The organism is Taibaiella chishuiensis, from assembly GCF_003014535.1.
GTDB classification, from domain to species: domain Bacteria; phylum Bacteroidota; class Bacteroidia; order Chitinophagales; family Chitinophagaceae; genus Taibaiella; species Taibaiella chishuiensis.
Genome location: NZ_PYGD01000001.1, coordinates 642,045 through 656,637, shown reverse-complemented (window position 1 = coordinate 656,637; position 14,593 = coordinate 642,045). Strand labels below are relative to the sequence as shown.

The window sequence follows — 14,593 nt, the reverse complement described above, 5'->3', positions numbered from 1 at the left end:
ATGTCGCCTGTTTTTCCCGGTCTTTTATGCTTACTCCGCTATGAACTATAAATTTTTTAAAGCAGACTTAATCCACTCTTCAACTGTTATTTCTTTATCACCTGCCTGTTCTTTTGCTTTTTTCACAGCCGACTCTGCAAGGGTTTTGCCGATACCCAGGCCCAGTAATGCATTTAACGCATCAATCTCATCGGTATTGTGCGGTGCAGTATTAAATTCAGCATATGTTTCCTGTGGCAATTTGCCCTTCAGTTCCAGGATAATGCGTTGCGCGGTTTTGGCCCCTATACCTTTTACCTTTTCCAATGCCTTACTGTCTCCGTTCCATACAATTGCATGCAGCTCTTCGGCCGACAAAGAGGACAGCAAGATACGGGAAGTTGCGGCACCAACCCCCGATACGGACAATAATTTCTGGAAGGCGCTACGCTCCTTTTCGGTAGCGAAGCCATATAATACCCATGCGTCTTCCCGGATCTGCAAATGCGTATACAACCTGCAGGTTTCTTTCCCTTTAATGACGTCGTAGGTATGGAGTGTGATTTGGAGTTCATAACCTACCCCATGAACATCGAGATAGGTTTGCATAGGAGAAAGACCGACCAATTTACCCTCTAAATAACCAAACATAGTACTGTGGTAAGTAATACCTTTTTAAAATCGTGCAAATGTATTAAATAAAAAAACGCTGTAAATGATAAACAGCGCTTTTTTGAATGATTAAATCTATATGTCCTGCGCGGATAAACTGCGCAGATCAGCAACTATTATTAATACGTGCTCCACCAGGGGCTTGCGCGCTTCTTGATCTTCCAGAAGAACATCAGTGAAATGGAGGAGAACTTATCCTTGTTGTTGGGATCGCCGCGGAATTCGCCGGCCTGGTGCTTATAACCCGGCATGATCTCGCCGGAGCGGTCCGCCATTTTGGTAGCCAGGTTACCTTTACCGGGTTGGTTCAGGTAAGCCACCTGGAAGTTAAGCGGATCTACATATTTACCGCTTACGTCATCGAGGTAGTCGGTAAAGGTAAAGCGTAGCTGGTATTCCAGGCCAAGGGCGAGACCTTTGCCAATATCGAATTTAAACCCGATACCGCCCACAGCGGCCCAGGAGAAATTGCTGTAATTTTTTGGAAAGGTAGTGCCCGGTGCAGAAAAGTTCTGACCTTCTGTATGCAGCGGTTTCAGATCTACTTCTACTTCCCTGCCGGTTTCGAAATCTTTGAACGTACCTCTCGGGTTAAAGTAGAAGCCCGATACACCTGCCAGCAGGTAAGGCTGGAACCTCATTTTGGCCAGCTTACCAAATTCCCAGTTGCTGATGCGCAGCGGGGCAAACTCGACCAACAGGTTACTTTCCCAAAGGTTTGTTTTAATATCCAGGTTGCGCACATAACGCTGGTAAGCATCGTCGGCAACCGTTTTGGCTTTAAGCGCTTTTTCCTGGTTCCACTGGTCGGTAGCGTATAAGGCCCCGTAGTTAACCCCCAGGCGGAACGAGATACCCGGCACATAGGTATAACGTACGAACATGCCGCCCATAAAGCGCATATTCTTGAAAATATCGTCCTTGTATACCGAGTTGTTGTAATGATCCAATACCGATTTGGTACCAACATCGCCCCACAGGTCGGTCTGCCCGAAATTCAAACCCAACGAAAATCCTCTTTGCTCGATATAGGGAATATCTGGATTTCCAAAATCGTATTCGTGTTGTTGCGCGTCAGAACGGGTGTGGATTGTCGCCAAACCAACCGTCATCAAGCCAGCAATAAAAATACTTTGTAATGATTTCCGCATAATGGAATTAAAATTTGAGCCTTGAAAGTAAAAAAAAAGTTATTCGCTTGTATGTTTTCCTCCAATTTTTTCTAAAAAAAGCGCCCAATGGGCACATAAGCGCCCAGTATCTTTCAAAAGCCTTGCCGCACCGCACATACAATTCTCCGGCAAGATAAAAAGATAAATTAAAAATTGCAATTTTTTTAGCAGGTAAAAACCGCAGTTTTCAAATCCGGTTTTTCTGCTGATCCAGGCAAAAAATGCCGGGCTGATGCCGGCATTTTTTTATAACAGTTTCTCAATCTCTTTTTTCAGTTCTTCGCTCTGGCTGGGCCGTGGCGTCTTTTTCAACACGAAATTGCCTTTCTTGTCGATCAGGAAATAGGAAGGCACACTGCTGATCCCGTAGCGGGTTGCGATCTCGCCCTGCCAACCCGGTGTACGGGTATGAATGCCCGAAATATCCATGGCTTCGATCCCCTTTTTCCAGGCATCTTCTTTTTCATCTATCGAAACGTAGAGAAACACCACATCCTTTTTGTCCTTGAAATGCTCTTTGAGCTTTTTGGCGTAAGGCATTTCTCCCTTACAAGGTCCGCACCAGCTGGCCCAGAAGTCCATATATACCACTTTGCCTTTCAGGTCGGAAAGCTTCATCGGTTTACCATCGATCGTGGTAAAGGCAAAGTCGACTGCCGGCTCGCCGGGATTGAATTTTTTCGCGTCCTTGTATACGCTTTCCAGTATTTCGTTATTGGGACTCTTGGGAAATTGGCGTTTGTAAGCGGCCAGTCGTTGCTGCATCTCTCCGGTAGTCCAGGTGGGCATACCTGCCTGGATGGCTTTCGCGGCCATCAGTTCAGCTGTTTTCTTCGGCGTGGTCTTATACAGGAGCTGCAATATGCTGTCGGTTTGCTGCAGGGCCTGGCTACGGTCTTCCGTATTGTTTGTGGGGTCCATGCGCAATACATTCGTAAAACCGGCGGCATTAAGCTTCGCCGCAAAATAACTTTCCACGTAGGACTGGTAGGGCCCCAGCGTCAGGAATTTATCATCGAAGGCTGCAGGCACTTTTTGGGGCACGGCATATAGCTCCGGCGCTATAGAACGGATATTGTTCGTATTCTGCCGGATCATTTCGTGCCGTATCGGGTAGATCAGCATCGCGCTGTAATTCATATACCGGATATAATCTTTCCAATAGGTATAGAAATCCTTCGGTATCGTTGCTTTCTTCTTGTCGAGGTAAGCATATTCGTCGGCCATCAGCGAGTCCAGCGCTTTTTCATAAGCCCCGGGCTCCAGCCGGCCCAGGTCCTGGGTATTTTTGCTGTAAGCCACGGTCATGCCCCTGTCGCGGGTATAGGCCGCGAAGAATTCGGGGATCTCCCTGCCCTTACCGGCGTACTGTATGGCGTTTTCCCAGTTGCCGGCATCGGCATTGATGGTCAGCTGCGCGCCATTGGGCGCAATAAAATCGCTGCGCTGCCGACCGTTCAGAATTACCATCCAGTTATAGGCTTCGGTGGCGGGTATGCTTACGGTAAACGTGCCGTCGTCGGCAAGCGTCGCTTCTTTAATGTTTTGTTTTTGCTCCAGCTGGCTGGCGCTCAGGTTGGCAACGATCACGCGCTTATCGGCAGGGTTGCGGATTACACCCTTCAGCGTGATCTCCTTCTGTGCTGCGGCCTGCTGCCAGCCGCACCATAAGGTGCATAACAGGAATAAGGTCTTTTTCATTTCGGTAGGGCCCGCAAGCGGGTATTGGGTAAACAAAATGCGGCATCGCGGTACACACGATGCCCTGCGGTCTGCGGTCCGTATTATTTGGATTTGCTGTCGTCGATAAGCTGCATCAGTTCATCGAGCTTAGGCGCCAGGATAATTTCGGTCCTCCGGTTTTTGGCTCGTCCTTCGGGTGTGCTGTTGTCTGCCACCGGCTCATACTGGCTGCGGCCGCTGGCGGTAATCCTGGTAGGATCCAGCTGGTAGGTAGTAGTAAGCAGGCGTACGATAGCGGTAGAGCGGGCAACACTAAGCGCCCAGTTGTCTTCAAACTTGATCCGGATGGGTACGGTATCGGTATGGCCTTCGATATTCACATTGATATCGCGGTTTTCGTTAAGGGCTTCGGCCACTTTTTGCAGCGCCTCTTTACCTTCCTGGTTTACTACGGCGCTGCCCGAGGGGAACAGCAGTTTTTCGGAGAGGCTCACATATACCTTACCATTTTTGGTAAATACCGATAACTGGTCGGAGGTAAAGTTGCCGAGGGCCTGGGCCATTTTGCCGCGCAGCGCTTCGGTCTGTGCTTTTTGCCGGTCGATCAGCTCCTGCAACTGGCGCAGTCTTTCCTGCTGATCGGCCAGCTCCTGCTGGTTAGCCGATATTCTTTTGTCTTTTTCGTCGAGCTGGTTGGCAGCCGATTCGTTAGCCTCTTCCATCAGGCGCAGCCTGCTTTTGGCGTTGCTCAGGTCGTCCTGTAACTCGCTGGCACGCTTACGCATGGCCGCCAGGGAAGCCTGTGATTCGTTGAATTTCTTGTTGGATACGCAGGAGGGCAGGATTACTGCACCCACCAGCAGGGCGAAAATACTTTTAACAGGGTAGGTCATGACAGATCATTTTGAAATGATGACCTAAAAGTAAGACAACATTTCATTATCCTAAATTTTCTTTTAGTATCCTCTGGTGCTTATCATTATTTTGTTCGGTTACTAAACTCAAATTCACTTTCTTATGAATCTGAAATCCTTGTTTTGTTCTGCACTTGTAGTTACCGGGATCATGTGTTGATCGCCACTTTATTCAATACTCCACTAATGCCTTCTTCGCCTTGCCGGATTGTTCTTTCTGCATGCACGACAGTCATAAATGGTTGGTTGGCGCCAGATGGCTTGTTTAAGGAATAATACCAGTAATACAGTTTTTCCTACCGTTTATGAGAATAATCCCTGCTCCATAAAACCCGTGTGTATATTTCGGAAAATATTTAATACTTGAAAAAATGCCATAGAAAAAACAACGCTATTGCTTATAACAATGGCATTAACGCTGATCGCACAGGTGCATTCAAAAACTATTCCCTTACACAACCGGCCCCGGTAATTTTTCCGCTCTTTACCATCCTTTATTTAGTAATCATCTCAAAACTATGTTTACCATGAAATCAATGATTAACACAGCGTTGCTGGTTCTTTTTTCAGCACTGGCACATGCGCAATGCAAGATCGACTATTCCAGGTATCACCTGATCGTCGATGAACAATTTAGCACCACCAAGGCAGACCTTGCTACCCGGTGGGAATTTTCAAATGCGGGCGGAGATCCTCAAAGTGGCTATGGCGCGGAGATTTTTGATGCCAGCAAGATCAGCCTGTATAACCTGCCTGATGGCAACGGTATATGCCGGATAACCGCGACCAAACTTGCATCGCCCTACACCGCAACACTTTTAGACGGGAGAACACGGACCGTTAAATATGTTTCAGGCATGCTCCGGTCTAAAATGTTCCCGGACGCCGGCTGCTGGGCCGAAAACCAGGGATTTACCTACGGCATTTTTGAGATGAGGGCGAGGCTACCCATGGAGGGCTCAGAAAGCATATACGACGTATGGCCTACATTCTGGCTCTATACCGGACCAACCGAAATCGATGTCATGGATGATGTTAATATGGATACCGACCGGCGCTGGATGTCGGGCCTTATCGACTGGGGCAGATTTCCCAATGGTAATCCAACCGACTGGCAGTTCATTGGTGCCTGTAACGGATGTAGTTACCCGGAGTTCAATTGTGAATCGAACTATAACGCCAACCAGTACGTGAAGTATGACGGCAAAATCTACCGGTCCATCAATGCCACCAAAAATATATGTTGTAATATGGGTGCCTACAAGAAGGGTCTGAGAGGACTTTCTTATGACTATAACACGTACACTGTTGCCTGGACGCCGGATAAAGTTACCTTCTTCTTTAATGGCCGGGAGGTTTATACCGTAAACCCCAATGTTGTGCAAACCTATCAATGTGCAGCAGACATCCGGGCAAGCCTGCAGATGAGAGAAACGGCGAACATGAATAACGCATACATGGATATCGATTACATCAGGGTCTGGAAACCCAACAACGGTAACTACAGTACTTCGCCGTTTAAAACGGCCCAGGGTTGGGTAAATGATTATTATGCGGCAAACCTCGTTCAGAATCCGCCACCTCCACGTTATGTCAGTTCCAGCTTTTACAACTGTATGGCCATAAACCACACCAATGAGGACGAGCTTTTCTTTGTAGGACCGGATCAGAAAGTAATCCGCCGCCTGGGCATCATACATAACGAAACCGTTATATCGGGCGCAGAAACGACAACTTCCGGCATCACCTTTAATTCGAAATATGGCGTTATTACTTATCGTGACAATAACGGTATCCTTAAGTTTATAAATGCCTGGAGCGATGGCACTTTTCATGTTAATTTCTTTAATGCCGTTGGCGCCGGGCCCAACGACCTTAAAGTGCTCAACGGACCCAATTGCGTAGTCAACTCCAAATACGGCGATATTTTTTACGTGGGTATAGATTACAAAATCCACAGGTTAAGACTATCCGGGGGAACCTGGTACCACCAGCTTATCGGCTCGTATGGCAATCCGAGCAATATCACCGCCGGAGAATTGACGCTCGACGAACAGGACAACAACGCCAACATCACGGTTTTCTACAGGGGCTGGGACAACAGGCTGCAGTGCCAATGGTTCAATGGCAGTAATTATGAAAATGCCTATATAGATGCGAACTGGAATACCAGTGCTTACCTGATCAACAGCAACAAGCAGGGCGTATTAAAATGCGCAGGCGGCAAGGTTTATTACATAGGAACAGACGAAAAATTACACCAGTTCTATTTTGGCCCCAATAACTGGACGCACGAACTGATCAACTATACCTATGGTACTGGGGAACTGCTCAAAGGTAGCCTGGAATGGGACAATACGCATAATATGTTGTACTACATGGGTACCGACAACCGGATCCAATCGCTCAACCAGAAGCTCAGTTTTATAAACGGACAATTCAGCTATGTCTGGGTTCATAATTTCGTCAATGATTACGTGGACGCTCCCGAATATCTTGGCTTTGGCGCTTCCGGAACCCAGTCCTCCATATTGCAAAGCAAATGGACCCAAAACCAGATCATTTATAATTCGAGCGAAAGCATTCTGCGCTTTTTTGAATACCGGGCCTGCGAGTATTCCGTTAACTGCTTTGGCAGCAAAAACCTTAACCGCCCTGCACCGCCGAAAGAAACAGGAATATCCGAATTGCCGGCCTATACCATCGATCATATAGCCGGTAATAAGGACCTGGGCGCGCCAACCTATAAAATCGGGCCCAACCCGGTAGAAAACGTATTAAGGATTGAGCCGGATCATATCACGACAGATGTCACCATATCTATCGTCGACTTCAGGGGAAGCGCTTTGTTTGAAAAACAATTCCCGCAACCCAAAGAAATCGTACTTGATTTCTCAGGCTACAATCCGGGGCTTTACCTGGTAAGAATACAGGACCGGTTCAATATAACGACGTACAAAATCGTTAAGAAATAGGCTGGCGTTTAAACGGGTAAACATCCCGGCGTCATTATTTGAATGCCCCTTTACACGATGTGCGCCATTGTGTAAAGGGGCATTTTTTCAGATTATAACAGGAGGCAATTGGTTTACCGGCCACAGTATTATGGGCATACAGGTTCCTGTACCTTCCGTTTTTACAAGAAATTGCAGGCCGGTGGTTCCGCGTTATAATATCCATGCTATTAATTACGTCTTTATTTTTTAGTGTATCTTGGTGCCCTTAATCCTGTCGCAGGCCCAGACCGTATAACGCGTATCGGCACAAACCGATATTTATAACATTTTTGGATAGACACCAGTAGTCTCCCTCATCTATGAAATCAAAAATTTCTTTCTTTTTCTGTGCCTTTTTAATGGCCTACGCCGGTTCTTTGTTTTATCCCCGTTGGGAAAAGGGAGGCGGCGAAGCCCAGTTATCCTGGGATGCCTCGGGATACTACTGGTACTTACCTTCGGTTTTTATTTATCATGACCTGAAGGCACAGACATTTAAAGACAGCATATTACAAAAATATCATCCCGTACCACCCGAGGATTTCCAGCAAGGCTTTAAGCTTCCATCGGGTGATTATGTCATGAAATACACTGCAGGAATGGCTATTATGGAATTGCCGTTTTTTGCGATCGCGCATGTTTCTGCACAACCGCTTGGCTACGATGCCGACGGGTTTTCCAGGCCTTACCAGTTTATGATCTATGCCGGTGCCATGCTTTTTGTATTCATCGGGCTATGGTACCTGAGGCGGTTACTGTTACTTTATTATAGCGACCTGGTAACTGCTATTGTGCTCCTGCTCCTGGTTTTAGGCACCAGTTATCTGAATTACGCAAGCATAGACGTCGGCATGACGCATTGCTGGCTTTTTTCGCTTTATGTGTTTATACTCTGGAACACGCATTTTTACTACCAGTCGTTTCAACGGAAATACGCACTCAGGCTGGGCGCCTTGATCGGGTTGATTACCCTGGTGCGCCCAACAGAAGCCATTGCGGTGTTGATACCGCTGCTATGGGGGTTGGAGGCTGTTTCGCGCACCGCGCTGAAAGAAAGAATACGGTTGTTTAAAACACATATCCGGACCCTGCTGGCCGCTTCGTTTATCGGTCTGTGTATCGTGAGCCTGCAGTTTATTTATTGGAAGTACGCCTCCGGTCACTGGTTCGTGTATAGCTACGGCGATCAGGGGTTCTCCTGGCTTAGTCCCCATTTCAGGCAGTATACGCTGAACTTTCAATGTGGCTGGCTGGTGTACACACCGGTTATGTTCTTTGCGCTTATCGGCATTATCCCGTTTGTAAAGCGGGGAAGAAACAAGCTGGCGATTCTTGCTTTAATTGCAATCAACTACTATATCGTATGTGCCTGGAACGCCTGGGATTATGGCGGCCGGGCCATGATCCAGAGTTACCCGGTACTTATGTTTCCGCTGGCATCCTTTATGCAAAGCGTTTTGTCCCGCAAACTGCTGACCTGGATAGTAGCGCCTGTTGCCTTACTGTTTATTTACTTTAACCTCTGGTGGACCTACCAGGCCCATAAAGGTAGCCTGGCAGGCAATATTCCCGGTACCAGCGCTTACTTCTGGGCTACCGTGCTCCGCTACGACCTGCCACCCGAAATCCAGAAACTTAAAGACAATAAGGACCTCTTCCAGGGAACGGTTACGAACGCCGTTGTCTTGTATCAAAATGCGCTTACGGATACGACTACGGTCACAAAAGAGGTACAACAATCTTTTGTTTTCCCGGCGCCCGCGCAAAAATTTAAATGGATCAGGGCTGAAGCGGCATTTTTTACACCCGCCAAAGAATCGAATTTATGGTTTATGACCCATTTCAGGATCCGGTTAAAAAAGGCCGGGCAACAGTTAGAGGAGCGCAGTATACGGGTGCAGCGCTTCCTGGAACAGGGCGTATGGCAAACGATAAATGTGGATATACAGGTTGATAACCAGGACTTCGACCAGGTGGAAATTCTTTTCAGCAACGAAAATAACGGGCCTACTACCTGCGTTATTAATAACCTTAAAGTAATAGGTTTTAACGAATAGACGATTATAATAGGTTGCGAATACTTATCTTCGCCAACCGTAAGTAAAATAGGTAAATAGTTTTAATGGCGCAAAAGATAGCCCTTATTGCCGGCGCAGGTCCGGCTGGATTAACAGCAGCTTACGAGCTGTTACACCGTACTGATATTATTCCCATCGTTTACGAAAAAACGACGGATATCGGCGGTATCAGTAAAACCATAAATTATAAAGGCAATCGTATCGATATCGGCGGGCATCGCTTTTTCTCCAAATCCGACCGGGTAATGGACTGGTGGCTGCATATCCTGCCCATGGAAAAAACTTCCGAGGACCAGGTACGCATCCAATACCAGAATAAAACCAGGCTGGTCGATACCCATCATGTCGAAACGGCAAGCAGCAACGACCAGGATAAGATCATGCTGGTGCGTGGCCGCCTGTCCCGCATTTACTTCCTGAAACAGTTTTTTAGTTACCCGGTTACTTTATCTGCTGAAACCCTGCGCGGACTGGGCCTTTTCCGCTCCATAAAGATATTTTTCTCTTATATGACAGCGCAGATCAGCCCGATCAAAGACGAAAAATCGCTGGAAGATTTCTTTATCAACCGCTTCGGCAAAGAACTGTACCTCACCTTTTTTAAAGACTATACCGAAAAGGTATGGGGTATTGCCTGTAAGGAAATATCGGCCGACTGGGGCGCGCAACGTATTAAAGGGCTTTCGATCATTAAAGCGATACAACACGCCCTGAAAGCGAAAAAGAAAAGCCCCAAAGCAACCGATAATATCAGCCAGAAAGAAACGGAAACCAGCCTGATCGAACGCTTCCTGTATCCTAAGTTTGGCCCCGGCCAGATGTGGGAAGAAGTAGCCCGGCAGGTGGAAGCCAAAGGCGGTATCATCCATATGGAACACGAAGTGGTCCACATCCATAACGAAGGCAATACCGTAAAAGCGGTAACGGTGCGTAATTGCAAAACCGGCGAAGAATCGACCGTAGCCTGCGATTACTTCTTCTCCACCATGCCGATGAAGCAATTGCTGACCACCATGCAACCCGCCGTGCCGCAGTCGGTGCGTACCGTAGCCGAGGGCTTGCTGTACCGCGACTTTATTACCGTAGGCCTGCTGATGGATAAGCTGAAAATACGCAGGGATAAAAAAATGCCTGCAGCCAATACCAATACCGTAAAGGATAACTGGATCTATATCCAGGAGCGGGAGGTAAAAGTAGGCCGCCTGCAGATCTTCAATAACTGGAGTCCTTTTATGGTAGCCAACCCTGACCATGTATGGATCGGTATGGAATACTTCTGTAACGAAGGCGATCCGCTGTGGACCATGGAAGACGAGGCCCTGAAGAAATTCGCCATCGATGAGCTGGCCCAGATCGAGATCATCGATAAAGCCGATGTGCTGGACAGTACCGTGCTGCGTATGGAAAAAGCCTACCCGGCTTATTTCGGCACCTATAACCGTTTCGACGAACTGAAGACGTATACCGACCAGTTCGAAAACCTGTTCCTGGTGGGACGTAACGGTATGCACAAATACAACAACAGCGATCACTCCATGCTTACAGCCATGACGGCGGTAGACAATATCATCGCCGGCAGGAAGGATAAAAAGAACATCTGGGAGATCAATACCGAGATGGAATACCACGAGGAAAAAGACGATAAATAAGCCCTTAAGCCTGTTTGCTCCAATGCCTGTCCAGCCAGTCTTTACTGTAGTTGGACAGGCTATATTCTTTTTGGCACAATAGCCGGCAGAGCTGCGCCGCCCAGTAAGGCCCGGAAGAAAAGCCCCGGGTACCCAGTCCGTTAAAAACGGCCAGTGCCGCGTGGCGCGGATGACGACCGATAAGCGGTACCTGGCCCGCGGTAGTCGGGCGTTCGGCTACGAGATGGGCTTCTATAGCAAACGGAACCCGCAGCCATTGTCCCAGCAGGGTTTCCGCATACGCCTGCCAACCGGTATCGGGCTCCAGGTCGTCGAACTGCCAGCGGTAATTACTGCCGCACCAAAACAGGCCGTCGGCACGGGGCACAAGGCGCAGCCCGCGGTGATAGATGCCCGTAGCAGGCAGGCCCGGCGCCGATAACAACAATACATCGCCCCGGTTGCGGGTAAAAGGCAAACCTTGTAGGAAAGGATTATGCACAGCGCCCGTTCCTTCGCAAAACACAACAGTACCTGCCGTTATATCTTTATACTGCGTCTGTGTTTCGTTAACCACCAGTTGGTCATAAGCGAATACCTCTTCGCGGTAAGCATCCTGTGCAACCAGGTATTGACGCCAGCACTCCAGCAGCGAGGCTGCATCTACCTGCCATACCGGTTGTTGCATACCGATACCTTGCTCCATATGAAAATAATTGCCCCATTCGTCGCGGGCTGCTTCCGGCATCCAATGCAAATGGCTGCCCGCTTCGCGTTGTATAGCCGCATCAAAGGCCCGGACTTCTTCTTCATCCCCCGGGAAAATATAAAGTGTTTGCTCCCGCAGCAAAGCTTTGTCCAGCAAGGTTTCCAGCGATCTATAGGTTTGCAGGGCAGCCGGGATCAACAGCGCTGCATGTTGCGCCGCACGAAAGCCCTTGCCCGATAGCGGGTTAATTACCGCACCGGCCACCAGGCTGGCTTTACGGGCATCGGGCCGGTCGACCACCAGCACCCGCTTACCCGCCTTTAGCAGTTCATAACTCAGCAGGGTACCGGTTATGCCCTGCCCCACAATCAGGAAATCCACATGCATCGGCTTGTTCTAATTTACGGTACATACCGGTGTTGCGGCCTCGTAGCCTTTGCCACCTTTGTAAATATATCTTTGCTCCAGGCTGAAGGTGCCTTTTGCTTTTCCTTTCAGCTTGCTGCGCACGATCTGCGGCAGGCCTTCCTTATCCGGGGCATAATAAGTACCGCGGGTAAGGATAACGATATCGCGGAAAAATTTCTTGTCGCCGGGCGGACAGCTGTATTCACTTTTCCAGTAACAGGTGCCTTCGCCTTCGGTACGTTCGGTATTATAAGCAGCCATTACTTCGCGGTAAGCACCGTCGGCGCCGGCCACCAGGTAGTAGTCTCCGTCAAAGGGCCCACCGGCGCCACCATTAATGTGCCGGAGCATAAAGGCATACTGATCTTCGCCGATCTGCAACAGTTCAGGTTCGGGACATTGGGAAAAAGCGCCATAAGCCCGTATAACGGGTTGGAATATCCGCATCTTCCAGCCGGCAGGCGTCCGCATAAATTTAGCCATGCCCAGTATGCCACCGCTAAACCGGCCGGTTGTAATACCGTCGGCGTCATATTCCGAATGGTTAAAGCTCATCACCTTATATTGCTGGCCTGCTGCATCCTTATAGTCCATTACATTGATCAGCCGGGTGGCCACCCCGTTTTCATTGGGAAAAGTGTTTTCTTCGATCTGGTTGGCATCGAAAACGGGTGCGGGCTTGCAGCTCCTGCATTCCCAGCTGATCAGCTCGTTGGTGTAATTATCGTGCGACAGGTTGTAATAATAACCGGGAAACAGTTGCAGCAAGACTTTTTGTGCATCGAATGGATCGGGTACCAGCAGCTCGCGTGTCCTCGACAGGATGGTATCGCTGAGGTTCTTTTTCTTCAGTTCTTCGTCGGTAGCCTGTGCCCGGCCGGCCTGGAGCATGCCGCCCAGCAACAGCAGGAAAGGTATAATACGTTTCATGGCAACAAATTGAGCCACAAATGTAGCACATCTTCTCAAAGCGCTATTGCACCATCCAAGCCCCGGCCCCGCTGTGCTATCAATTTTATGATTACTACCATTTGTATATTCTCACCGGCTGTATCGCAGGCTTGTCCTAAATTTGCGCCCTCACCTGATCCTGGTATATGCAGACTTCAACAAAAGTCCGGCACCTTAAAACCGGCAATATACCTATCGCCACGGTACTGGCTTATGTGCTGATACCGCTTTCCGGTCTCGCTACGGACATCTACCTGCCCTCGATGCCCCATATGGCTACGGGACTGCAGGTAAGCGAACAATCGGTACAGCTTACCCTTTCGTTGTTCCTGATCAGCTACGGGCTATCGCAATGTATTGTGGGCAGCCTGCTCGATACCTTCGGCCGTTACCGGCTGTCATTGGTATCGCTGTTGTTGTTTTCCATATCCTGTTATCTGATTGCCATCACCAATAATATAAACCTTATCCTGGCTATGCGTGTGGTGCAGGGCATAACGGTAGGTTTTATCCTGGTAGCGAAGCGCGCACTTTTTGTCGATGTATATAGCGGTGATAAACAGAAAAAATATGTCAGCATCATTACCATCGTCTGGGGCGTAGCGCCAATCGTGGCGCCCTATATCGGCGGTTATCTCGAAGGACTGTTTAACTGGCGGGCCAACTTCTACTTCCTGGGCATATTCGGCACACTGCTGTTCCTGCTCGAACTGCTTTTTTCCGGCGAGACCCTGCAACGCCGCTCCGAGCCGCGTTTTGCAACCGTGCTCAATGCTTACCGTATGATGCTGGGGCAACGCAGCTTTACCTGGGGCCTGCTTATGCTGGGCATCTCCTATGGCACGGTAATGCTGTATGGGCTGAGCGGCACTTTTATCCTGGAGCATAAACTGGGCTACTCCGCCATAGCAGCAGGTTATATCTCGCTGCTGCTGGGCTCGGCCTGGATGGCCGGCGGCTTCCTGGGCAAGTTCCTGATCGGGCGGCCGCTGCTGCGCAAAACGGCATGGGCAACAGCGATACAACTCGCAGCAGCCGGTTTGCTGATTGCAAGCGCGGCCATGGGACCCAATATCTATGTGCTGATCCTATTGGCTTATATCCTGCATATGGCCGCAGGCTTTACTTTCACCAATTACTTTGCCCGCAGTATTACCATGTTCCCGCAGAATGCCGCTATGGCCGGCGGCATTACGGGCGGCGGCGCTTATATCGTTACCTCTACGCTGAGTTATGGCGTTACTTATCTTATCAGGGCCGAAAACCAGGCCCAGCTGGGCTATAGCTATCTCGTGCTGGTGGTTTTAGGCATTATCGTGCTGGCTACCTTTCCCGGCATCCGAAAAAGTAACCCGGTTAAGCAATAACATTTTTCTCTTGTATAAACCAGGGGCAGGATCGGC

10 protein-coding genes are annotated in these 14,593 nt (G+C 48.9%); 4 read left to right on the top strand and 6 right to left on the bottom strand.

Annotated elements, in window-relative coordinates; all coding sequences use genetic code 11:
* Positions 1 to 45: 45 nt before the first annotated feature.
* The 4 genes from ruvA to B0I18_RS02800 all read right to left on the bottom strand — a co-directional run bounded on the left by ruvA (position 46) and on the right by B0I18_RS02800 (position 4,399).
* Positions 46 to 630, bottom strand: a complete 585-nt coding sequence (gene ruvA, locus B0I18_RS02815; RefSeq protein ID WP_106521120.1) for a Holliday junction branch migration protein RuvA — start codon at positions 628 to 630, stop codon at positions 46 to 48.
* A 140-nt stretch (positions 631 to 770) separates the two neighbouring features.
* A complete protein-coding gene (locus B0I18_RS02810; RefSeq protein WP_146146640.1) occupies positions 771 to 1,751 on the bottom strand; it encodes a hypothetical protein in 981 nt (326 codons plus the stop codon).
* 318 nt (positions 1,752 to 2,069) lie between these two features.
* The gene (locus tag B0I18_RS02805; protein WP_146146639.1) at positions 2,070 to 3,524 is read right to left on the bottom strand and encodes a TlpA family protein disulfide reductase; all 1,455 of its coding nucleotides are present in this window, start codon (positions 3,522 to 3,524) and stop codon (positions 2,070 to 2,072) included.
* Positions 3,525 to 3,607: 83 nt separating this feature from the next.
* A complete protein-coding gene (locus B0I18_RS02800) occupies positions 3,608 to 4,399 on the bottom strand; it encodes an OmpA family protein (RefSeq protein WP_106521117.1) in 792 nt (263 codons plus the stop codon).
* A 548-nt stretch (positions 4,400 to 4,947) separates the two neighbouring features.
* Here B0I18_RS02800 and B0I18_RS02795 point away from each other — a divergent pair.
* The 3 genes from B0I18_RS02795 (at position 4,948) to B0I18_RS02785 (ending at position 11,143) form a co-directional block, all read left to right on the top strand.
* Positions 4,948 to 7,395: a T9SS type A sorting domain-containing protein gene (locus tag B0I18_RS02795; RefSeq protein ID WP_181358313.1), complete on the top strand. Its 2,448-nt coding sequence runs from the start codon at positions 4,948 to 4,950 to the stop codon at positions 7,393 to 7,395.
* A 341-nt stretch (positions 7,396 to 7,736) separates the two neighbouring features.
* Entirely contained in the window at positions 7,737 to 9,473 is a 1,737-nt protein-coding gene (locus tag B0I18_RS02790; RefSeq protein WP_146146638.1) for a hypothetical protein, read from the top strand.
* Between the two features lie 65 nt (positions 9,474 to 9,538).
* Complete coding sequence (locus B0I18_RS02785; RefSeq protein WP_106521114.1) at positions 9,539 to 11,143, top strand: NAD(P)/FAD-dependent oxidoreductase; 1,605 nt, start codon at positions 9,539 to 9,541, stop codon at positions 11,141 to 11,143.
* A gap of 4 nt (positions 11,144 to 11,147) precedes the next feature.
* Here the strand turns inward: B0I18_RS02785 and B0I18_RS02780 are convergent, their stop codons facing one another.
* Positions 11,148 to 12,212, bottom strand: coding sequence for an NAD(P)/FAD-dependent oxidoreductase (locus B0I18_RS02780; protein ID WP_181358312.1), 1,065 nt, complete (start codon positions 12,210 to 12,212; stop codon positions 11,148 to 11,150).
* 15 nt (positions 12,213 to 12,227) lie between these two features.
* Entirely contained in the window at positions 12,228 to 13,169 is a 942-nt protein-coding gene (locus tag B0I18_RS02775) for a hypothetical protein (RefSeq protein ID WP_106521112.1), read from the bottom strand.
* Between the two features lie 167 nt (positions 13,170 to 13,336).
* Here B0I18_RS02775 and B0I18_RS02770 point away from each other — a divergent pair, with 167 nt between their 5' ends.
* Positions 13,337 to 14,557, top strand: a complete 1,221-nt coding sequence (locus tag B0I18_RS02770; RefSeq protein ID WP_106521111.1) for an MFS transporter — start codon at positions 13,337 to 13,339, stop codon at positions 14,555 to 14,557.
* Positions 14,558 to 14,593 lie beyond the last annotated feature (36 nt).

Bases quoted from the DNA above. Each gene is read 5' to 3' on its own strand.
- ruvA (WP_106521120.1), bottom strand. From the start codon at position 630: ATGTTTGGTTATTTAGAGGGTAAATTGGTCGGTCTTTCTCCTATGCAA.
- B0I18_RS02805 (WP_146146639.1), bottom strand. From the start codon at position 3,524: ATGAAAAAGACCTTATTCCTGTTATGCACCTTATGGTGCGGCTGGCAG.
- B0I18_RS02800 (WP_106521117.1), bottom strand. From the start codon at position 4,399: ATGACCTACCCTGTTAAAAGTATTTTCGCCCTGCTGGTGGGTGCAGTA.
- B0I18_RS02795 (WP_181358313.1), top strand. From the start codon at position 4,948: ATGAAATCAATGATTAACACAGCGTTGCTGGTTCTTTTTTCAGCACTG.
- B0I18_RS02790 (WP_146146638.1), top strand. From the start codon at position 7,737: ATGAAATCAAAAATTTCTTTCTTTTTCTGTGCCTTTTTAATGGCCTAC.
- B0I18_RS02785 (WP_106521114.1), top strand. From the start codon at position 9,539: ATGGCGCAAAAGATAGCCCTTATTGCCGGCGCAGGTCCGGCTGGATTA.
- B0I18_RS02775 (WP_106521112.1), bottom strand. From the start codon at position 13,169: ATGAAACGTATTATACCTTTCCTGCTGTTGCTGGGCGGCATGCTCCAG.
- B0I18_RS02770 (WP_106521111.1), top strand. From the start codon at position 13,337: ATGCAGACTTCAACAAAAGTCCGGCACCTTAAAACCGGCAATATACCT.